Genomic DNA, 21,662 nt, shown 5'->3' with positions numbered 1-21,662 from the left:
GCAACGGAAATGTCGGAATCAAGCTTCTACGCAAAGGAGGAGAATCGAATGAACAAGATCACGACGCATCTTCCCCGCAAACTGACGATTACGATGTGGGATTTCTCCTGGTATACGATGACGATGCCAGGGGAACCGTTTCACGATTTGGAGCAATGCTTCAAGGAGGCGGTAGAAAGGGGCTACAACACGATTCGAATCTGTGCGATGCCGTATCTGCTGTTTACGGCGGACGGCCCGCGTAATATCCGTTTGGCCTTCTCCAATCTTGGCCAAGTGGGAGTGAGGACGCGCTGGTATAATTGCAAGGGCGGTGCGGAAATCGACGGACACCAGCATCTATTAAATCTGTTCAAACTAGCCAAGCAATACGACATGTTCATTATCCTCTCTTCTTGGGAATACCAACAGAGCCCAAGTTTCCTGAGGACGCCGGAGCTGTTCGAAGCGCTGCAGACGATTCCTCCGCAGGAACGATTTATCGCGTTGGCCCGGTCGATGGATCAACTGATCCGATTCATTAAAGCGGCTGGGCTAGGGGACCGCATCGCTTACGTGGAATTGCATAATGAGATCGAATTTGGGCGTTTGAGTCAAATGGCGTTGGAGGCGGGCATCCCGTCCCGGGAGTTAGGGAAGCTGATTCGGTTTACGAAGCCTTATGTAGTAGAGGCGCTTGCCTTTTTGCAAGAGCAGCATGCTGATCTGCGAATCACCGGGTGCTACACGCTGAACGAACCCTATTCCAAAGACAGTGTACCGGATAACGAGCAGGTTGCTCATTTTCATATGTATATTAATGGCGTACTGCAGCAATTGATGGAGGAGACGGGCATCCGCAACCCGGATCTCGAGTTTCCGAATGATGGGGTGCGCTCTTTACTCCGAGAGGATGCTCCTCCGTTTGAGGACTATCGACTGCCCTACGGTGAGGAATGGCGAATGCATGAAAATCCGGTTGGGCTTAAACTCATGTATATCCATGACTGGTGCGATCCGGTGAAATGGGATTTGTACTTATATGATCACTACGGTGCGCATAAGCAGGCGATGTTGCAGAAGGTGGACGAACGGTTCCAGGAAACCGCGGATTGGGCGGAGGAACGCCGCATTCCGGTCGTGATCGGCGAAGGTTATATCGGTTATACACCGCTACTCGCCCAATTCGAAGAAGGTCCCGTTGGCAAAGCCATCGCTGAGTATGCGATAAGAAAAGGGATGGAGTATGGATTTTGGGGGATGGTGCTCTGCTCGAACTGTGCCCCACATCATCCCTTCTGGTCCGACGTAGCTTGGCAGCAGAAGTGGAACCGGTTTATTTTGAATTGTTGAGATCGTCGCCAACGCCCCTTTGTTGTCATTAAGGCAAAGGGGTTCTTTTAGGTTTCGCGGACTTGTATCCCATCGCATTGACGCTGCTGATAATTTGGGGCATTATTAGAGAAGACGCATGGAGCAAGGTGCAGACGGGAGGAATGTCACATGCTGTCGACCGAAGAAATTATTAAAGTGATGTCCAGCCGGGGGCTGCGGATTACCGACCAACGTAAAAGTTTGGCCAAGCTGTTTGCCGAGCGGGACGGTTATTTGACCCCGAAGGACGTCTATGAATATATGGGCAAAGAGTACAGCGGTCTCAGCTTTGATACCGTGTACCGGAATCTCCGGGTCATGGAAGAGCTGGGCGTGCTGGAGCAGGTCGTATTTGAGGACGGCTTGAAGTTCAGAGCCAGCTGCAGCAGCGAGGGCCATCACCACCATCATATGATCTGCCTGCAATGCGAGAAGACGTATCCAATCCATTTCTGCCCGATGCCGCTGACGGACGCGCCGGAGCAGTTCCAGGTCGTGAAGCATAAATTCGAGGTTTTCGGGTATTGTAAAAATTGCCGTCCGGACGGCAAGCCGCAGGATGCCGCACCGGAGCCAAACGAGGTGTCCTGAGATGGGCGTGGTCCGCAAAACGTTTCAGGCACCAATTCATGTTTACCGTAAATTTATTTCCCCGCTTAAGCCGCCAACCTGCCGGTTTTATCCGACCTGCTCGGCGTATGCTTTAGAGGCGATTGAGGTGCATGGCCCGCTGAAAGGATCCTGGCTGGCGGCCAAACGGATCGTCAAATGCCAGCCGTTCCATCCGGGCGGTTATGATCCGGTCCCCCCTAAGGTGGAGAAGAAGCCCGGAGGAGAGCAGGGCACACCGCCGCTGAATGGCGGACAAGCCTGATCGTATCTGGGATAAAGCCGCCTTGCTTACGGCTTGACACGGTTTGGAAATTTTTTTAATATAAATGAAAGTTCAAAAACTGCTTCGTGATGAGAAGATCACTTTTTGAACAACCTCTATAGTTTCCAGTGAACGGATGAGTACAGGGATTGGATCCAGCCACAGAGAGCCGGGGGAGCTGCAAACCGGTCTGGATCGTCTTTGGAATATGGTCCGGGAGGAACTGTTCTCGAGCTACGTTGCCTGCGGTTATCGCGCAGTGCCGGGTAAGGGAATGGCGTAGGTCCGGCGTTAACGGACGGTCGATTTCGACCAATGGAGCCCGTTGCCTGCGAAGGTACGGGGAATTTGGGTGGTAACGCGTGAGAACTCTCTCGCCCCATGATGGGGTGGGAGTTTTTTTGTTTTTCATGAATAAAAGGAGATGAATCGCGATGTCCAACAAACCAACATTCTATATCACGACGCCGATCTATTACCCAAGCGATAAGCTGCATATCGGCCATGCTTATACGACGGTAGCCGGGGATGCCATGGCGCGGTACAAGCGGCTGCGCGGCTTTGATGTCCGCTATTTGACAGGGACGGATGAGCATGGACAGAAGATCGAGCAGAAGGCCAAAGAAAAAGGCCAAACCCCGCAGCAATTCGTCGATGGCATTGTAGTAGGGATTAAGCAGTTGTGGGAGAAGCTGGACATTTCCTACGACGACTATATCCGCACCACGGAACCGCGGCATAAACAGGTCGTGGAGGAGATTTTCGACCGTTTGCTGAAGCAGGGGGACATTTACAAAGGCGAATACGAAGGCTGGTACAGCATTCCCGACGAGACGTATTATACGGAATCGCAGCTGGTGGATGTCGTTCGTAATGACAAAGGTGAAGTGATCGGCGGGAAAAGTCCGGAGAGCGGTCATGCCGTGGAGCTGGTGAAGGAAGAGTGTTACTTCTTACGGATGAGCAAATATGTCGACCGATTGCTGAAGTATTATGAGGAAAATCCGGAGTTTATCCAACCGGAGTCCCGCAAGAACGAGATGATCAACAACTTCATCAAGCCAGGGCTCGAAGATCTCGCTGTGTCGCGTACGACCTTCGACTGGGGCGTGAAGGTTAAAGGCGATCCCAAGCATGTGGTGTACGTGTGGATCGATGCCTTGTCCAACTATATCACAGCACTGGGGTACGGCTCGGACAATCCGGAGCTGTATGAGCGCTACTGGCCGGCGGACGTTCATCTGGTCGGTAAGGAAATCGTCCGGTTCCACACGATCTATTGGCCAATTATGCTGATGGCGTTGGGGCTGCCGCTGCCGAAGAAGGTGTTTGGCCACGGCTGGTTGCTGATGAAGGGCGGCAAAATGTCCAAATCGAAAGGCAACGTCATGGACCCTAATGTACTGATCGACCGTTATGGGCTTGATGCAACCCGATATTATTTGCTGCGCGAAGTGCCATTTGGCTCGGACGGTTCGTTTACGCCGGAAAGCTTCGTACAACGGGTTAACTCCGATCTCGCCAATGACCTTGGCAACCTGTTGAACCGCACCGTGGCGATGGTTGACAAGTACTTTGGCGGGGAAGTACCGTCTTACGAGCCAAATGCAACGGCGTTTGATGCCGAACTGGAGCAAGCGGCGTTGGATACGGTTCACAAGGTGGAGAACGTGATGGAGAATATGGAATTTTCCGTAGCACTCACCCATATCGGCGCGTTTATCAGCCGTACGAACAAATACATTGACGAGACGCAGCCATGGGTGCTGGCAAAAGACGAAGCGAAACGAGGCGATCTTGCTTCGGTCATGGCCCATCTGGCCGAGTCGCTGCGGATTGCATCGATCCTGCTGCAGCCATTCTTGACGCAGGCGCCGGCGAAGATCTGGGCGCAGCTGGGGATCGCTCCCGGGGAGCTCACGACCTGGGAGAGCGCCAAGACGTTTGGCCGGATTCCGGCCGGAACGAAATTGGTCAAAGGCGAGCCCATCTTCCCGCGGCTTGACGCGGAGCAGGAAATCGAGTTTATTTCAAACTCGATGAGCGGCGGGGCGGCGGCAGCTGCAGCAGCTCCGTCTCCGGAGGTAGAGAAGCCGGAGTCGAAGGAGGAAATCGGCATCGACGATTTCGCCAAAGTGGAGCTGCGCGTGGCGCAGGTGCTCGCCTGCGAGCCGGTGCCAAAGGCCGACAAGCTGTTGAAGCTGCAGCTTTCTCTCGGGTACGAACAGCGCCAAGTCGTATCAGGCATCGCCAAGTTCTACAAGCCGGAGGAGCTGGTGGGCCGCAAAGTCATTTGCGTCACGAACCTGAAGCCGGTGAAGCTGCGTGGTGAGCTGTCGCAAGGGATGATCCTCGCCGCTTCGCAAGGGGACCAACTGACGTTGGCGACGGTGCCGGATACAATGCCAAACGGCGCTATCGTGAAGTAATAGCAACACTTGAGCCAACCGCGGAACAACGCGGTAGTCCGGACCGCCAGAGGAGCATTCCTCTGGCGGTTTTGTTTGTTGCGCCTTTATTAAAGGAAGAATAATAGAGGTTGACAATAGCAGAGGAGGAGCCTATAATCCTTTTGGTAATCATTACGATTAAGAGAGGGAGTTAGGGATGTATTTACATAGATATAAACGGGGGCTCATCTTCTTAGCCGTATTGCTTCCGTTACTGTTGGTATTGGCAGGCTGCGGGAAGAACTCGAGCGGGGGAACCATCGTAGAGGGTAAGGTGAACGTCATTACCAGCTTTTATCCGATTTATGAATTTGCCCAGGCGATTGGCGGGGAAGATGCTAACGTAATTAATTTACTGCCGACCGGTGTTGAGCCACATGATTGGACCCCACGCAGCCAGGATATATTGAATGCGTCCAAAGCCCAGTTGTTTTTGTATAACGGTGCGGGTCTGGAAGGTTGGGTTCCGAATTTTCTGAAAGGTTTAGGTAACGACGCCAAAGTGGAAACTGTCGAGGTCAGCCAAGGCATCGATTTGATTGAAGCGGATGGGGACGACGGTCATGGACACGGCGAGGAAGCGGAGCATGAAGGGGAGTCGAACTCAGAGCATGAGGGAGAAGCGGCCGATCATCACGTGGACCCGCACACCTGGGTCAGCCCGAAATCTTCGATCGTTATGGCGGAGAATATCAAGAACAGTTATGTGAGCGTAGATCCGGAGCATCAGGAAGCCTATGAAGCTCGGTATCAGGAGTTGCTGGGTCAACTGCAGGCGCTGGACGCCAAGTTTACCGAGCAATTGTCCGCGCTGCCCAATAAGGAAATCGTCGTCTCCCATCAAGCCTTTGGTTATTTATGCCGGGATTATGGGTTAACGCAACACGCGATTATGGGACTTTCGCCGGAAGCGGAGCCGCGGGCCCAAGACCTGGTGGCATTGTCGAAGCTGGTGAAGGAAGAGGGCATTCGATATATTTTCTTCGAGGAGCTCGTATCGGATAAACTGGCGAAGACCTTGGCGTCAGAGGCGGGGGTGGAGACCTTGGTCTTAAATCCGGTCGAAGGGTTGACGAAAGCTCAAGCGCAGGCGGGGGACAATTACTTTACGCTCATGGAGAAAAATTTGCAAAATCTGATCCAAGCTCTACAATAAGAAGAAACTACTAGTACCGGAAGGACGCTAAGGAAATGAAAACCGACAAAAATACGGTACAGGATGCCGTTTGTCACGACAGTGTCATCGAGCTCGACCACGTCTCTTTCGCCTATCAGGAGCAGAAAGTGATCTCCGACTTCAGCTTTCGGGTTCGCGAGCGGGATTTCGTCGGCGTGATTGGTTCCAACGGAGCGGGGAAAACGACGCTGCTGCGGATGATGGTAGGGTTGCTGCAGCCAACGGAAGGACAAATTCGCTTGTTTGGCGAGCCGATTCGGCGGTTCCGCGATTGGGAACGCATCGGCTACGTGCCACAAAAAAACGCCTTTAACCCGCTATTTCCGGCGACGGTCCGTGAAGTGGTGTTGTCTGGCTTATACAACAACAAGAAGCTGTTCCGCCGGATTGGCCGCGAGGAGCAGCGCAAATGCGATGATGCGCTGGAAGTGATGCGCATCGGTGAAATCCAGGATAAGCGGATCGGTCAGCTGTCGGGCGGCCAGCAGCAACGGGTATTTTTGGCGAGAGCGCTTGTAAACAAGCCTGATTTGCTCGTGTTGGATGAACCAACCGTTGGCATTGACGCGCAAACACAAGCCGACTTTTTTGAATTAATCTTTCATATGCACGCCCATCATCATATGACTTTTCTGATGGTCTCCCACGATATCAGCATGATTGAAGGGAAGCTGGGCCAGGAGCCCCGCGACCATTGCGGGGCGATTAAATTTTACGTGCGCCACTCGCACGAGCAGGACTGCGCGATCCCGGATCTGCAGCATTCGTTGGTTTAGGAGTTGTTCACTTTGGAGATTTTATCCGCTGATTTTTTTCAAAGAGCGTTGGCCGGCGGTCTACTGATCGGGCTGACGGCTCCGCTGATCGGGATTTTTCTGGTGCTGCGCCGCCTCTCGATGATTGGAGATACGTTGGCCCACGTCACAATTGCCGGAGTAGCGCTAGGCTTTCTAGTTGGCGTCTACCCCGTTGGTATCGGCCTGGCCTTTGCCCTTGTCGCTTCATTTGCGATTGAAAAGCTGCGTAAAGCCTACAAAGGCTACGCGGAGCTGTCGATCGCCATCATTATGTCCGGTGGCGTCGCACTGGCTTCTCTGTTCTTCACGCTGGGAATGGGTTACAATACGGATGTCGTCAGTTATTTGTTCGGCAGCATTTATACGCTGGATACGACCGATGTCTATGTGGTTCTTGCCGTCACTTTGATCGTGGTGATCGTTGTGGCTGCTTTTTTCAAAGAGTTTTTCCTATTGACCTTTGAAGAGGACGCTGCCGCGGTAAGCGGAATTCCGGTCAAGGTGCTGAACCTGCTGTTGACGGTAATGACCGCACTTGTAATCAGTACAGCTATTAAAATCGTTGGCGCCTTGCTCGTTTCGGCGTTGCTGACGATTCCGGCGGCTTGCAGCTTGCTTATCGCGCGAAGCTTCAAATCCTCTGTGGTTTTCTCCGTGATCATTGCCGAAATCGCCGTGGTGGCGGGCCTTATGATTGCAGGGATTTGGAATCTGGCGCCGGGCGCGACGATCGTGTTATTGCTGATCTGTATGCTGATATTAACTTTGCTGGGCAAAAGGGGATTTTCGGCTTAGTCCACAAGGGTACATAGGGGGTTCTTATGGCTGACATCCATCTCGGGATTGCATTTGGCGCTGGAGTGGCTTCTTTCATCTCGCCCTGCTGCTTGCCTTTATATCCATCCTATTTGTCGTATATCACCGGGATGTCCGTGCAGCAATTGAAGACGGAGCAAAGCAAGCGGGACGTCCGGTTCCGGACGATGACGCATACGCTGGCGTTTATTCTCGGCTTCTCCGTTGTCTTTTACACGCTGGGTTTCGGCGCCGGTCTGTTTGGTGAGTTTTTCAACCAATATCGCGGGTTGATTCGGCAATTGTCCGCCATCTTGATCATTTGTATGGGCTTATTCCTCATGGGGATCTTTCAACCGCAGTTTTTGCTTAAGGAGCGGAAAATGGACCTAAAATTTAAACCGGCCGGGTACGTTGGCTCGTTTATTTTTGGCATCGGCTTCTCCGCAGGCTGGTCGCCTTGCGTTGGCCCGATCCTGGCGGCGATTATCGCTTTAGCCGTGACGGAGCCGGGAACCTGGATTGGACTAATTACCGCGTATACGCTTGGATTTGCCCTGCCTTTTTTTGCGCTGGCTTTTTTTATCGGATCGACCAAATGGATTCTTCGTTACTCCGCATTGATGATGAAAATCGGCGGTGCCCTGATGCTGCTGATGGGGATTTTGCTCTTTACGAACCGCATGGCCCAAATTACGATTTGGCTGCAGCAGATCACGCCGGAGTGGCTGAAGTTCTAGGGGAAGACGAAGGGGAGGTGTGCGTATGCGCACTTGCCAACGGACAATCAGAACATGTATCATTAACAGAGTAATGTTAACCTGCGTACATGTTTGTCCGCGTCAACTCATGGAAAAGAGGGAATCGATAGATGCCAACGCCCAGTATGGAAGACTATTTGGAGCGTATTTACAAACTGATCGACGAGAAAGGATATGCGCGCGTGTCCGATATCGCGGAAGGTTTGGAGGTTCATCCTTCCTCCGTCACAAAGATGATTCAAAAATTGGACAAGGATGAATATTTAATCTACGAAAAATACCGGGGCCTGGTTCTGACCAGCAAGGGGAAAAAAATCGGCAAACGCCTTGTGGACCGGCACCAACTGCTGGAGGAGTTTCTCGGCATGATCGGGGTCGAGCACGAGAACATTTATAAAGACGTCGAAGGCATCGAGCATCACTTGAGCTGGGACTCTATTACACGAATTGCCACACTCGTAGAATATTTCAAACGCGACAGCTCCCGGATCCGCGATCTGGAGCATGTCCATCAAGAGTTAATCAACGAATCATAGAGGAAGCATCTGTCTTTTCGAATAAGGCAGATGCTTTTTTCTTTTTTGCCATGGGAGCGCAACTCTTAGCCTCCACGGGACGTTTAAGAGAGTAGCGCGGTTTGTCCGTACATAATGATGATGTGGAGGATTCTGATGAAATTTCGCAAATGGTTTATTCCTTTCTTCGTGTTACTCTTCTTATGGCCTTATTCCGGGAATACGCCGGCGGCCGCTGCCGCAACGGACATTCGGATTATTCTTGACGGAGAAGCGTTGTCCACCGATGCTTCGCCGTATATTAAGCCCGGGGCCAACGTCACGATGGTACCGCTTCGGGTTATCAGCGAGAACCTGGGGGCCCAGGTTGCCTGGTCCCAAGCCGATAAAACGGCAACGATTCAAAAAGACGGCAGCACGATTGTTCTTACGCTAGGTTCTTCCGCGGTACAAGTAGGCGGGAGCACCGTCAGCTTGGAAGCTTCCGTGGAAATCAGCTCCGGCCGAACGATGGTGCCGCTGCGCTTTGTCAGCGAGCAACTTGGGATTGCCGTTGACTGGAATGGACCAACGCGGACGATCACCTTAACGAGCGGGTCCATGATAACTCCATCACTTCCCGACACAGGCGCGGTGGAAGAAGTTCCGCCAAGTCATCTGCCTCAACCGCCGGCTGGAGGTGATACGGCGAATGGGTTACGTGGGGTTTGGGTATCCACCGTCTCCAACCTCGATTGGCCAAGCAAAAGCTCGTACGGCAAGGTGGAGGCCCAAAAAGCCGAATACGTACAACTGCTGGATGAAGTGCAGGCGATGGGCATGAACGCGGTGTTCGTTCAGGTCCGCCCGTCCGCGGATGCGATTTATCCGTCGTCGCTGGTGCCTTGGAGCACTTATTTGACGGGGACCGCCGGCAAGGATCCGGGATATGATCCACTTCAGTTCCTGATCGAGGAGACGCACCGCCGCGGCATGGAGTTTCACGCCTGGTTTAATCCGTTTCGCGCCAGCACGGGCAGCGATGCCAGCAAGCTTCCGGCCAATCACGTGGCGAATCAACATCCGGAATGGATCGTGAAGTTCGACGGGAAGCTGTATATCAATCCGGGGATTCCGGAAGCGCGGGATCATGTTATTGGTGCGATTATGGAAGTGGTGAACGGATACGATATCGACGGCGTTCATTTGGACGATTATTTCTATCCGACCGGAGAAACCGCCTCGAAGAAATTCGCGGATGACGCCGCGTTTAAATCTTATAACGCCAAGAAGATCGCAACCAAAGGCGACTGGCGCCGGGATAACATCAACCAGTTCGTCCAGAAGCTGGGCCAAAGCATTGCCCAAGCCAAACCAAACGTATCCTATGGCATCAGCCCGTATGGGGTATGGCGGAACAAGTCCAGCGATTTGACCGGCTCCGATACGAAAGCCAGTGTCACTGCGTACGACAGCACTTATGCCGACGTACGGACCTGGATCAAAAATGAGTGGATCGATTACGTCGCTCCGCAAATCTATTGGAGTATGACACGCAAAGAGGTTCGTTACGACCTGTTGGCTGACTGGTGGGCCGGAGAGGTGAGAGGGACCAATGTGAAGCTGTACATTGGCCATGCACCTTATAAGCTGGGGACGCCGGAGATCGGATGGTCCAGCGCACAGGAAATCATCGATCAGTTGGAATACAACCGGCAGGTTCCCGAAATCAGCGGCAGCATCTTCTTTAGCGCCAAGGATTTGCGCAAGAACCCGCTGGGATTAATCCCGCTGCTGCAGTCTTACTATGGGATGTAACCTTGACAGATAAAATCAAATAAGGTAAATTCGTTTTCAATATCAGTTCAACGTTCCATCGGCTATGATCAAGGATCGAAATTAACGTCTGCGTCCCCAGAGAGGAGACCCGCGAGCTGGAAGGTCTCTGTCGCACGTGAATTTTTCCCGCCTTGTGAGCTGTACGGGGATATTTCCTGGCGGAAAATAACCCGTGCCGGTCGCCAACCGTTACCTTGGTTTGAGCACTGCTTGAGCTCTTTCAAGTTGAAGTGGTGGAATTAGGGTGGTACCACGACACATTCGTCCCTTGACGGATGTGTCTTTTTTTGTTTTTCAGATGAAGGAGGTCATTGATATGCGCCAAAGTCGATTATTGTCCCCAACCTTACGGGAGGCTCCTTCCGATGCCGAGGCGATGAGCCATCAACATTTGCTACGCGGCGGTTATATTCGCCAATTAGCAGCGGGGATCTACACTTACCTGCCGATGGGCCGAAAAGTTCTGCATCGAATCGAACGGATTGTACGCGAGGAGATGGACCGGGCCGGAGCCCAGGAAGTGCTGCTCCCGGCGATGCAACCAGCCGAGCTGTGGCGGGAATCCGGTCGTTATGAACGCTACGGTCCCGAGTTGATCCGCTTCAAGGATCGAAATGATCGTGAATTTACACTAGGTCCAACGCATGAGGAGGTGATCACCTCGCTGCTGCGGGATGAAGTGAATTCTTACCGGAAGTTGCCTCTTATGCTCTATCAAATTCAGACGAAGTTCCGTGATGAGCGGCGCCCCCGGTTTGGCTTGCTGCGCGGACGAGAGTTCTTGATGAAGGATGCCTATTCCTTTGATACCGATTGGACCGGCTTGGATCGCGCCTACCATGCCATGGTTGCTGCGTATGAGAGGATCTTTCAGCGTTGCGGCTTGGAATACCGGGCAGTAGAGGCCGACCCTGGAACGATTGGCGGGGAAGGAGGCACCCATGAGTTTATGGCCCTAGCCGATATCGGCGAGGATCTTGTGGCCGTGTGCGGGGATTGCGATTATGCGGCAAATCTTGAAAAAGCAACTTCGGCACCACCGAGCGAAAGCCAACCGAATCAAGCCCCGGATTCAGCCCTTCCGGAGGCCGTTGATACGCCTGACGTGCATACGATCGAACAGTTATGCGAGTTCTTTCACGCAGGTCCTGAACAATTCCTCAAAACGCTGATTTACGTCCCTGAGGGAAAAGAACCGATAGCGGTCGTTGTGCGTGGCGATCACGAAGTGAATGAACTGAAGGTGGCAGCTTGGTTAGGCGTGGATTCGGTGCAGCTTGCCGATCGCGAGATTGTCGAGAAAATAACCGGCGCCCCGGTGGGATATGCCGGTCCGATCGGCCTGGATATCCCGGTGCTCCTGGATCGGGAAGCTTCGTGCATAAAAGATGTCATCGTAGGGGCAAATGCCGCCAACACCCATTTGCGCTGGGTCTATCCAGCTCGCGATGTGCCTGAAGCTACCGTCGGCGACTTCCGTAACGTTGTTAACGGGGATCCCTGTCCGCGCTGTCATGAGGGTCAGCTCAAATTGCTGCGAGGCATTGAGGTTGGCCATGTGTTTAAGCTCGGAACCAAGTACAGCCAAGCGCTTGGCGCAGCATTTTTGGATGCTCAAGGACATCAACAGCCGATGATCATGGGCTGTTATGGAATCGGTCTGTCCCGGCTGATGTCTGCGATCGCCGAACAACATCAGGATCAACATGGCCTGAAATGGCCGGTATCGATCGCTCCTTACCATGTGCACCTCATTCCGATCTCCGTGTCGCATCCGCAGCAAATGAACCTCGCCTTGCAGTTGTATGAACAGTTGACTCGGTCCGGAGTTGAGGTCCTGCTGGATGACCGGGAAGAACGTCCGGGCAGCAAATTCCATGATGCAGATCTGCTGGGAATTCCGTATCGGGTAATCATCGGCAAAACCGCGGATCAAGGTCAGGTCGAATGGGTGGAGCGGGCCTCGATGAAGCGGGAGTTAATTCCCTTGGACGAGGCGGTACAACGGCTTCTTCCGGCACAAGTTCTTTAGGCATACGTACAGCCTTTCCCGACATACATAAGCAGTAGACGGAATGTGGGTTGGAGGGAGGTGCCTGATGCTGGTGAACGGAGTGTTTGAGGGCGGCGGGGTCAAAGGAATTTCGTTAGCCGGTGCGGTTCGGGCGGCCGAGAAATACGGAGCGCGGTTTCATCGCGTGGCCGGAACCTCGTCCGGCTCGATCATTGCTTCCATGATTGCAGCAGGTTACTCTGCGGACGAAATGAAAGATTTGATTATGACCACGTCCTTCTCGAAATTTCTAAAGAGGGCGCCGATTTTCAATTTGGCTTTAGTTGGTCCGGCCCTGCGAATCTTGTTCAAAAAAGGCCTATATGCAGGTGAGGCGCTGGAGGAGTGGGTCCGCCAGATTTTGCTGGCTAAAGGGATTCGCACGTTTGGGGACTTAACTCCGGGGAAGTTGACCATCATCGCCTCGGACATCACCAGCGGCAAAATTATGGTGTTGCCGGATGATCTGGATAAGATCGGCATCAACCCGGCAACGTTTGAGGTGGCCCGAGCCGTGCGCATGAGCTGCAGCATCCCTTATTTTTTTGATCCGGTACTGTTGCGGCTTCCGCCGAAGCTGGCCAAAGGCAAACCGTTCGCTGAGCAATTTCTGCATATCGTTGACGGCGGGCTGCTCAGCAACTTTCCCCTATGGTTGTTTGACCGGGAGGAGCCGCGGCAAGGGGAGAGGCGGGTTCCAACCGTAGGCTTTCAAATGGTGGGGAAAAACACGAACAAGCCGCATGGCATTACCGGACCGTTTTCGATGCTGCAGGCAATCGTCGAGACCATGCTGTCCGCCCATGACGAGCGGTACATCGAGCAATCCAACCGGTACCGCACGGTGAAGATCCCCACGCTTGGTATAGGTACAACGCAATTTGATATCAGCGATGAGGAAAGCCTGCTGTTGTTCGAATCGGGATTTCTGGCGGGGGACCGATTTTTTGGCAGCTGGAACATGCAGGTTTACGAGGATCAGTTTAAGAAGTACCAACAATCTTTTGTCGCGCAGAAATAAGGACGGAGCCGCATGATGCAGCCCCGTCCTTTCAACATTTAATGATATTTAGGCAAATCGTCGTCGTTTTTGCCTTTTTGGCCTTCGATGACCTGAAACGGATACGCCTTGCGTTTTTCGGTTCGGGCCGGCTTGCGTTCTGCGGCGACCTTGGCCATCGTGCGCGCCGAAGGTTTGACTTTCGGTTGCGTCTTCCGGTATTTCCGCGGCGGGAATTTATAAAGCAGGAACACGATACCAACGACAGCGACTGGAATGATGATACTGCTCCATGGAATCTGATGGCTGATAAACAGACTGTCAAAAATGCCGATGGCAACTAGAAGGACGATGATCCAAAACATGATGCCTTGTTTTCTCATGTTATTCATCCTTTCAAGGGATCCAAAGATGTACCAACCGGCGTCTCAATCACGCCGACTTGCTCCAATTGGGCATCCAGCTCGCGCATCCGATTAAACGATGCGATGGAGACTTCCACCTGATCATCGGACGGTTCCTTTGTCGTCAGCAGCTGCAGCCAGAGTCCAGGGTATCCGAGGAAGCGCAACACCGGAATGTCGCGAACCGCATTGGTGAACCGCAGCATCTCAAACGAGAGACCAATGACGAGCGGGAGCAGCAGCACCCGAATGTAGACGCGTTCCCAAATGGAATCCCAACTGAAAATCGGTAAGGAATAGATGATCACGCCGACAATTACGGTCAAAATGATAAAGCTGCTGCCGCAACGGTAATGCAGACGGCTATATTTTTGCACATTGGCCGGGGTTAATTCTTCCCCTGCTTCATACGCAGAGATAACCTTATGCTCTGCCCCGTGATATTGGAATAGCCGTTTAATGACGGGCGTCTGGGACATGAGGAAGAGATAACCGAGCAACAGAATAATTTTGATGACACCTTCTATGAGCGTATGCAGCGTTTGGCTGGCGAAAGCGTGCTGGAACAAGTATTGCTCCAAGAGCGCGGGTACCACGGTGAAAATCAGCTTGCCCACAATAAAGGACAGGACCCCAACTACTGCTACACCCAGCAGCATCGTTAGGGAAAAGCCGGATTCTTCCTTTTCCTTCTGTTTGGCGCGTTCCTCCGGTTCCATTTCGTCATCGGCCATCGCCTCTGCCGAATAGTTGAGGTGCTTGGAGCCTTTGGCGCTGGAGTCGACGATGCTGACAATTCCGCGAATCAGCGGAACTTTGCGCAGCCGTTTGACCCAATCCTTATCTTCCTTGGGGACCTCCAAAAAGCTGATTTCCCCGGTCTTTCGGCGTACGGCGGTCACGTTGACATATTTTCCACCGAACATGACGCCTTCAATAACGGCTTGGCCGCCGTAAATCGTCGGTGCAGATTGTTCAGGCAAAACTTTCACCTTCCTACAATAGATAAGTTTAGTGTGGCGTAAACGGCTTGGTTTTGAAGATTTGTAATGATTCCATTGTAACGGACTTTGCGGGCAAATTCTAGTTTGATTAGTCTTTTTGGAAATGCGCATACTAACCTTCAAAAAAGGAAATGAAAATATTTCTATGGAAGGGAAGGATGCGAATGAAAGCGGACAAGGAGAAATCAAGGGGGAAGGTTCAGCCTTGGCGTCAGCAACGGCGGGAAAACACCAACATTTGGATGTACTCGCTGGAGATCGGCTTATTTGCCGGATTAATCTGGGGAGGGGTAAAAGGGGTGTTTTTCTACATGGGCTTTACCTCGGTTCTGCCCGGTTATCTGGTGGAGCCTTTCTTCAAAAATTCGTTCCTGCATAGTCAAGCCGGGTATTACATCGGATGGTTGTCATTTATCGTGTTGTCCATTCTGGCAACGATGCTTTATGTATTGGCGTTCCGCAAACTGAAGGGCCCCGGCCCGGGGATTCTGTACGGCATCGCCTGGTGGGGTATTTTATTTGGGGTGCTAGGCCCGCTGCTCGACCTGATTCCCTCATTACGCGAGCTGTCGCGGACCACGATTATCAGCGAATTTTGCCTCTATTTATTGTGGGGGCTGTTCATTGGCTATACCACGGCGGAGGAATATACGGACGAACGGTCGCGCGAACCAAACAAGGCTCGGGAACAAGCACTTCAATAAAGGTAGGCTAAAAAGTTATAGCTTCTCAAGCGACTCCCTCCTATGTTAAAATTATTTTTGGTTATTTTTCGGAAAGGGGGAGCCGCCATGTACCGCATCCTGGTGATGAACGGACCAAACTTGAATATGCTTGGCGTGCGCGAGCCCGGCGTTTACGGTTCCGAGCGACTCAGTGACATCGAAGACAAGCTCAAGGAACTGGCCGCGCAAAGCGGGCTGGAGCTGTCCTTCTTTCAGTCCAACCATGAGGGTGAGCTGATCGATCGAATTCATGCCGCCTACGGAAATACAGACGGGATATTGCTGAATCCGGGCGCACTGACGCATTACAGCTATGCGTTGCGGGATGCCCTGACTTCGGTGAGTCTTCCTGTGGTTGAAGTCCACTTGTCCAATATCCACGCCCGCGAAGCGTTCCGGCACACCTCGGTGATCGCGCCGATCGCCGTCGGACAGATCTCCGGCTTCGGAGCCTACGGATATGAAATGGGCTTGTTGGCATTAAAGCGTCATTTGGATCGGTTGGTTTGAGATGAATAACTGCACAAATGCAGGGATTTCGCGCGAATGAAAGTATGCTTCGTGATCCAAAGATGACCTTTTGAACTACCTTATAATAAGGGAGAGAGTTGGGTATGGCGAGTACACGTGTAGAACGGCTCCGCGAGGCGATAAAATCGCAGCAGATCGAAGCCGTGCTGATTACCGGAGAAGTGAACCGCCGCTATTTGACGGGATTTACGGGGAGTTCCGGCTATGTCCTGATTACGCCTCACAAGGCATGGTTGTTGACGGACTTCCGTTATTTGACGCAGGCGGCCGAACAGGCACCCGGGTTCGAAATCGTCGACCACGGGCCTTCGGTCACCGGAACCATCCAAAGCCTGCTGAAGCAAGAGAACATCAACCGGCTTGGCTTTGAGGAAGAGCAGATGGTGTTCGCCACCTACCGGACTTACGAGCGTGAGCTGAAGCCGGTGACGCTGGTTCCGCTAAGCGGATTGGTAGAAGAGCTGCGGATCTTCAAAGACGACGAGGAATTGGCGATCATGAAGGAAGCCGCCGAATTGGCTGACAAGACCTTCCTGCATATGCTGGACGTCCTGAAGCCGGGAATGAGCGAGTGGGATGCCGCACTAGAGCTGGAAACGTTCATGAAGAAGAACGGCGCGACCGGACCTTCGTTTGATACGATTATGGCTTCCGGTGAACGCTCCGCATTGCCTCACGGGAGAGCCAGCGAACGCATCATGCAAGCGAACGAGCTGGTAACGATGGATTTCGGCGCTTTGTATAAAGGTTATTGCTCCGATATTACGCGGACGGTGGCTTTGGGAACGCCAAGTGCCAAGCTGCGCGAAATTTACGATATCGTCCTGGAAGCCCAGATGCATACGCTGGAATTCCTGCGTCCGGGGATGACGGGGCGAGAAGCGGACGCCTTGGCACGCGACGTGATTACCCGTTACGGTTACGGTGAAGAGTTTGGTCACAGCACCGGACATGGTCTCGGGATGGAAGTGCATGAGGCTCCGCGCGTATCCAAAGCGAGCGACACGGTGTTAAAGCCGGGGATGGTCGTCACCGTGGAACCGGGGATTTATTTGCCGGGAATCGGCGGGGTTCGCATCGAGGACGACGTTGTGATCACGGAAACCGGAGTTCGCCGCTTGACAGAGTCGACGAAGGATTGGATCTCGCTTGGTTAAACTAGGGTTGCCGCCGGTTTTCAGAAGGCCGGACGCCCGGCTGTAATAACGTGGTTTCGCAGGGACTCCAAACGTGGGGAAACGGCAGCTTACGTGGGCAGCTTGAATATTAGGTATTTTTCAATTTTAATAGAGGTGTTAACCCACTTGAGGAGGTACTTTTTGTGATTTCAGTAAACGATTTTAAAACAGGCTTGACCGTCGAGGTGGACGGCGACATTTATACGGTGCTGGAGTTTCAACACGTAAAACCGGGAAAGGGCGCAGCGTTCGTCCGTTCCAAGCTGAAAAACCTGCGTAACGGCAACACGGTGGAAAAAACGTTCCGCGCTGGTGAAACTATCGGCCGGGCGATGATTGAAAACCGCGACGTGCAATACCTGTATGCCAGCGGCCAAGAGCATACGTTCATGGACAACGAAACCTACGATCAATTCACATTGACTTCGGATCAGTTGAAATGGGAGCTGAACTTCCTGAAAGAAAATATGAACGTGAAGATCGTCAGCTATCAAGGTGAAATCCTTGGGATTAACCTGCCAAACAGCGTTGAGCTGAAGGTTATTGAAACCGAACCGGGGATCAAAGGCAATACGGCTACCGGCGCAACCAAAAACGCCAAAGTCGAAACCGGTTTGAACGTTCAAGTTCCGCTCTTCATTAATGAAGACGACGTCCTCTTGATCGATACGCGCGAAGGCAAATATATTTCGCGGGCATAACACACCCTGCGGTTGTTTGGTACAATGCTCCGCTTCAGGCGGGGCCTTGGCCGTAAAGGGCATCCTCCATCTGAATCAGGTGGGGGAATTTTTGTTAATATCCGCAAAACCATTGACGAACTTCGGGTCTTTCGTATTATACTGGTTTAAAGCGTTACTGGATTCAATGGGCTGAATGCTCCGATTCGGGGCACCATTAGGGAGGGTCTGACTTGGCTTTATACGTGATGAAATTTGGAGGCAGCTCCGTAGGCGATACGGAGCGTATGCAGCGCGTCGCCCGGCGCGTTGTGGAAAAACAGCAGGAAGGGCATCAAGTAATGGTTGTTGTCTCCGCGATGGGCGACACGACGGATGATTTGATTGATCAGGCCAAACAGCTGAATCAAAATCCGCCTTTGCGGGAAATGGATATGTTGATGACGACCGGCGAGCAAATCTCCATCGCGTTGTTGGCGATGGCCATCGACGCGCTTGGCGCTAAAGCCGTTTCCTATACGGGCTGGCAGGCTGGCTTCCGCACGGAGGCGGAGCACGGCAGAGCCCGGATTACCGAGATTCAACCGGAGCGGGTGTTGAAATCGCTGGACGAAGGTCATATCGTCATCGTTGCCGGCTTCCAGGGCATGACGGAGGACGGGGAGATCACCACGTTTGGGCGCGGCGGTTCCGACACGACGGCGGTGGCCCTGGCCGCGGCGACGGGAGCGGATTATTGCGAGATTTATACGGACGTGGACGGCGTGTATTCCACCGACCCGCGGATCGTGAAGAACGCCCGCAAGCTGAACGAAATCTCGTATGACGAAATGCTTGAGCTTGCGAACCTAGGTGCGGCGGTCCTGCATCCTCGCGCGGTGGAATATGCGAAGCACAACAAGGTTCGGCTCGTGGTTCGCTCCAGCTTTAACTATCATGAAGGTACGGTCGTGAAGGAGGAAGTCAATATGGAACAAGGTGTGGTAGTGAGCGGGATCGCTTATGATAAAAACGTGGCGCGGATCAGCATCATGGGCGTGTCGCATGTGCCCGGCGTGCTGGCCAAGGTGTTTGGTTCTCTGGCTGCTGCGAAAATCGACGTGGACATCATCGTTCAAAGCGGCGTAACGGACGGCAAAGCGGACTTCTCCTTTACGGTGGCCTTGTCCGATTGCGACAATGCAGTGAAGGTACTGGAAGGCATCCGCGGCGAGTTGCCTTATGAGAAGGTAACTTCCGAGGAAGGGCTCGTGAAAGTGTCGATCGTAGGCGCCGGCATGGTCAGCCATCCGGGCGTCGCAGCACAGATGTTCGACGTCATCTCGAAGCAAGGCGTTAATATCGTCATGGTCAGCACCTCGGAAATCAAGGTGTCCTGCGTGATCGAAGGAAGTAAGCTGAACGAGGTTGTAACCGCATTGCATACGGCATACGGCCTGGATGCGGAAAGCACCGCTTTTGTTGGCGGGCCGCAGGATCGCCGCTAAACCCGCATAACCCACAGAACATATCAAACGCGAAAAATGGGAATCCCCTGAAGCTATGGCTTCGGGGGATTTTTTTTAATAAATAGAGATATTCGGGCATATCGTTAAGAGAACAGATGGGACAAGAAGGAGGTACTTATGCTTGATAAATTTGTGACCAGCATGGCAGCCCTGCGCATCTTCTCGGGAACGATCGAAATCCTTGCTGCATTGCTCATGCTGAAGCTGGGCAGAGTGGACAAGGCACTTGCCGTCAATTCGGCGCTCGCGTTCGTTGGACCGACGATTCTGCTCGTCACTACATCCATCGGACTGGCCGGCATGGCCGACAAGCTGTCGTGGGGGAAGATGGTATGGATCGGCTGCGGGGTGACGTGTCTCTTAATCGGGATTTTAAAGAAATGATAGATTTCCCTAGCATAATGGCAAAGTACAAGCATACACATGTGATATAGCAAAAAACAATCCAATTAAGAGAAAGCATTAGACGGTATGGACATGCATGAAAGTAAGAGTTTTGGGGGTACGCCTATGAACCCGAGTTGGTTGACCGTATTTCCCGACAATCTCCGGGCCTTGCTGCTGAAGCTCCCGCCCTCTATCTTTCCGGGTTTGGAAGAAATCCGCATTCGCGAGGGACGTCCATTAGAGATTAATGCGGGCGGCCGCTACTTTTTTCTTTCACCCGATGGGGAGATGACGAGGAATCCGGACACCGCATACAAGCCGAGTAAGCAGGACGGCAACCGCCTGCTTGATCTCATCACCAACCATTCGCTTTACACGATGGAGGAAGAGCTTCGCAAAGGGTTTATCACAATAGCCGGCGGCCATCGCATCGGACTGGCTGGCAGAACCCTGTTAAGCGGAGGAAGGGTTGAGCACTTGCGCGATATCAGCGGGTTTAATGTGCGGATTGCCCGAGAGATTCGAGGCATCGCGGATCCGATCCTGCCCAAGCTGCTGGACTTCAAGCACAAGACGGTGCAACACACCTTGATCCTGTCGCCACCGCAACAAGGTAAAACGACGTTGATTCGCGATTTGGCCCGACAGATCAGCAACGGAACCTGGGGGCACCCCGAGGCGGGTTGGCCGGGGCTGAAGGTCGCGGTCATCGACGAGCGCTCGGAGATCGCCGGCAGCAAGCGGGGCGTGCCCGGCTTCGACGTGGGTCCGCGCACCGATGTGATGGACGGCTGCCCAAAAGCCGAGGGAATCATGATGATGATTCGCTCGATGTCGCCAGACGTGCTGATCGTCGACGAGATCGGGCGGCCGGAGGACGCCGAGGCTTTAGCCGAAGCGCTGCACGCCGGCGTGCGGGTGATTGCCACGGCGCACGGGTCAAGCGTGGATGATCTGGGCGCTCGTCCGGCGTTGTCCAAGCTGGCGGAGAGTTCCTTCTTCCAGATGTACGCGGTGCTCGCAAGGACGGACAAGGGACTGGCATTCAAGCTGTGGGATGGCAAACGCCGAGGGATCCCGGCAGCCGCCCCGAGCTGGAAAGGCAGGGAAGAGCATGCTTAAGATGTTTGGAGCTGCGCTCGTCCTGCTGACCGCCACCTTGGCAGGTTGGCTGCAGGCCAGGCAATTCGCCGCCCGGCCTAGCCAAATTCGGCGGCTGATCCTTGCCTTGAGGCGGCTCGAGACCGAGATCATGTACGGCTTTACCCCGCTGCCGGATGCGCTTCGCAGAATCGGCGAGCAAAGCGGAGAGCCAATCCGGGCGATCTTCGTGACTGCGGCGGACAATATGAGCGCTGCCCATCCGCTAACCGCCCAAGAAAGCCTGGAGCAAGCCGTGATGAAGCTGTGGAAATATACCGCGATGAAGGCACCCGAGCAGGAGGTCATCCGGCAGCTTAGCTTGACGCTCGGGACAAGCGACCGGAAGGACCAATTGGGTCACCTGGCCACGGCGGTGCGACAGCTGGAAAGCGAGGAATCTGCGGCACGGGAAGAACAAGCCCGCTATGAAAAAATGTATCGAAGCTTGGGTCTTTTGTGCGGAGCGTTCATCGTCATTTTGTTCTACTGAATACCATTTCCCTCCACGG

Annotated in this window: 22 protein-coding genes; 20 read left to right on the top strand and 2 right to left on the bottom strand. The window is 53.2% G+C overall.

Going from position 1 to position 21,662, the window contains the following annotated elements:
- Nucleotides 1–48 precede the first annotated feature (48 nt).
- From BN3277_RS14040 to BN3277_RS13985, 12 genes are all read left to right on the top strand, one after another.
- A complete protein-coding gene (locus BN3277_RS14040; protein WP_059043640.1) occupies nt 49–1,332 on the top strand; it encodes a cellulase-like family protein in 1,284 nt (427 codons plus the stop codon).
- A 150-nt stretch (nt 1,333–1,482) separates the two neighbouring features.
- Nucleotides 1,483–1,944 carry a Fur family transcriptional regulator gene (locus BN3277_RS14035; protein ID WP_059043638.1) on the top strand — a complete coding sequence of 154 codons (462 nt, stop codon included), beginning with the start codon at nt 1,483–1,485 and terminating at the stop codon, nt 1,942–1,944.
- Between the two features lies 1 nt (nt 1,945).
- On the top strand, nt 1,946–2,227 hold the full coding sequence (gene yidD / locus BN3277_RS14030) for a membrane protein insertion efficiency factor YidD (protein WP_059043636.1): 282 nt from the start codon (nt 1,946–1,948) through the stop codon (nt 2,225–2,227).
- A 434-nt stretch (nt 2,228–2,661) separates the two neighbouring features.
- Entirely contained in the window at nt 2,662–4,656 is a 1,995-nt protein-coding gene (metG, locus tag BN3277_RS14025; RefSeq protein WP_059043634.1) for a methionine--tRNA ligase, read from the top strand.
- A 178-nt stretch (nt 4,657–4,834) separates the two neighbouring features.
- Nucleotides 4,835–5,833, top strand: a complete 999-nt coding sequence (locus BN3277_RS14020) for a metal ABC transporter substrate-binding protein (RefSeq protein WP_059043632.1) — start codon at nt 4,835–4,837, stop codon at nt 5,831–5,833.
- A 35-nt stretch (nt 5,834–5,868) separates the two neighbouring features.
- Complete coding sequence (locus BN3277_RS14015) at nt 5,869–6,630, top strand: metal ABC transporter ATP-binding protein (protein ID WP_059043631.1); 762 nt, start codon at nt 5,869–5,871, stop codon at nt 6,628–6,630.
- Between the two features lie 12 nt (nt 6,631–6,642).
- Nucleotides 6,643–7,446 (top strand): metal ABC transporter permease, encoded by an 804-nt coding sequence (locus BN3277_RS14010; protein ID WP_059043629.1) that lies wholly within the window; start codon nt 6,643–6,645, stop codon nt 7,444–7,446.
- Nucleotides 7,447–7,472: 26 nt separating this feature from the next.
- Nucleotides 7,473–8,186, top strand: coding sequence for a cytochrome c biogenesis CcdA family protein (locus tag BN3277_RS14005; RefSeq protein ID WP_059043628.1), 714 nt, complete (start codon nt 7,473–7,475; stop codon nt 8,184–8,186).
- Between the two features lie 131 nt (nt 8,187–8,317).
- On the top strand, nt 8,318–8,743 hold the full coding sequence (gene mntR, locus BN3277_RS14000) for a transcriptional regulator MntR (RefSeq protein ID WP_059043626.1): 426 nt from the start codon (nt 8,318–8,320) through the stop codon (nt 8,741–8,743).
- Between the two features lie 135 nt (nt 8,744–8,878).
- Nucleotides 8,879–10,519, top strand: a complete 1,641-nt coding sequence (locus BN3277_RS13995; protein ID WP_059043624.1) for a family 10 glycosylhydrolase — start codon at nt 8,879–8,881, stop codon at nt 10,517–10,519.
- Nucleotides 10,520–10,856: 337 nt separating this feature from the next.
- Nucleotides 10,857–12,572 carry a proline--tRNA ligase gene (locus BN3277_RS13990; protein WP_059043622.1) on the top strand — a complete coding sequence of 572 codons (1,716 nt, stop codon included), beginning with the start codon at nt 10,857–10,859 and terminating at the stop codon, nt 12,570–12,572.
- A gap of 67 nt (nt 12,573–12,639) precedes the next feature.
- Complete coding sequence (locus BN3277_RS13985; protein WP_059043620.1) at nt 12,640–13,614, top strand: patatin-like phospholipase family protein; 975 nt, start codon at nt 12,640–12,642, stop codon at nt 13,612–13,614.
- 38 nt (nt 13,615–13,652) lie between these two features.
- On the opposite strand, the gene BN3277_RS13980 is transcribed toward BN3277_RS13985, so the two are convergent.
- On the bottom strand, nt 13,653–13,976 hold the full coding sequence (locus tag BN3277_RS13980; RefSeq protein ID WP_059043619.1) for a hypothetical protein: 324 nt from the start codon (nt 13,974–13,976) through the stop codon (nt 13,653–13,655).
- Between the two features lie 5 nt (nt 13,977–13,981).
- A complete protein-coding gene (locus BN3277_RS13975; RefSeq protein WP_059043617.1) occupies nt 13,982–14,980 on the bottom strand; it encodes a DUF1385 domain-containing protein in 999 nt (332 codons plus the stop codon).
- 185 nt (nt 14,981–15,165) lie between these two features.
- Between BN3277_RS13975 and BN3277_RS13970 the strand changes: the two genes are divergently transcribed.
- The 8 genes from BN3277_RS13970 to spoIIIAB all read left to right on the top strand — a co-directional run bounded on the left by BN3277_RS13970 (nt 15,166) and on the right by spoIIIAB (nt 21,643).
- Nucleotides 15,166–15,705 carry a YqhR family membrane protein gene (locus tag BN3277_RS13970; protein WP_059043615.1) on the top strand — a complete coding sequence of 180 codons (540 nt, stop codon included), beginning with the start codon at nt 15,166–15,168 and terminating at the stop codon, nt 15,703–15,705.
- 87 nt (nt 15,706–15,792) lie between these two features.
- The gene (gene aroQ / locus BN3277_RS13965) at nt 15,793–16,236 is read left to right on the top strand and encodes a type II 3-dehydroquinate dehydratase (protein WP_059043613.1); all 444 of its coding nucleotides are present in this window, start codon (nt 15,793–15,795) and stop codon (nt 16,234–16,236) included.
- Nucleotides 16,237–16,340: 104 nt separating this feature from the next.
- A complete protein-coding gene (locus BN3277_RS13960; protein WP_059043611.1) occupies nt 16,341–17,414 on the top strand; it encodes a M24 family metallopeptidase in 1,074 nt (357 codons plus the stop codon).
- Nucleotides 17,415–17,578: 164 nt separating this feature from the next.
- Complete coding sequence (gene efp, locus BN3277_RS13955) at nt 17,579–18,136, top strand: elongation factor P (protein WP_059043609.1); 558 nt, start codon at nt 17,579–17,581, stop codon at nt 18,134–18,136.
- 212 nt (nt 18,137–18,348) lie between these two features.
- Nucleotides 18,349–19,602: an aspartate kinase gene (locus tag BN3277_RS13950; RefSeq protein ID WP_059043608.1), complete on the top strand. Its 1,254-nt coding sequence runs from the start codon at nt 18,349–18,351 to the stop codon at nt 19,600–19,602.
- A gap of 138 nt (nt 19,603–19,740) precedes the next feature.
- Nucleotides 19,741–20,007, top strand: a complete 267-nt coding sequence (locus tag BN3277_RS13945) for a YqhV family protein (protein ID WP_059043607.1) — start codon at nt 19,741–19,743, stop codon at nt 20,005–20,007.
- A 126-nt stretch (nt 20,008–20,133) separates the two neighbouring features.
- The gene (gene spoIIIAA, locus BN3277_RS13940) at nt 20,134–21,132 is read left to right on the top strand and encodes a stage III sporulation protein AA (protein WP_059043605.1); all 999 of its coding nucleotides are present in this window, start codon (nt 20,134–20,136) and stop codon (nt 21,130–21,132) included.
- Nucleotides 21,125–21,643 carry a stage III sporulation protein SpoIIIAB gene (spoIIIAB, locus tag BN3277_RS13935; RefSeq protein WP_059043604.1) on the top strand — a complete coding sequence of 173 codons (519 nt, stop codon included), beginning with the start codon at nt 21,125–21,127 and terminating at the stop codon, nt 21,641–21,643. The genes spoIIIAA and spoIIIAB overlap by 8 nt, the downstream gene beginning before the upstream one ends.
- Nucleotides 21,644–21,662: the final 19 nt, after the last annotated feature.

This window comes from Paenibacillus rubinfantis, from assembly GCF_001486505.1.
Classification (GTDB): Bacteria; Bacillota; Bacilli; order Paenibacillales; family Paenibacillaceae; genus Fontibacillus; species Fontibacillus rubinfantis.
The sequence above is the reverse complement of the archived record's forward strand: the minus strand, read 5'-3'. Positions and strand labels throughout refer to the sequence as shown.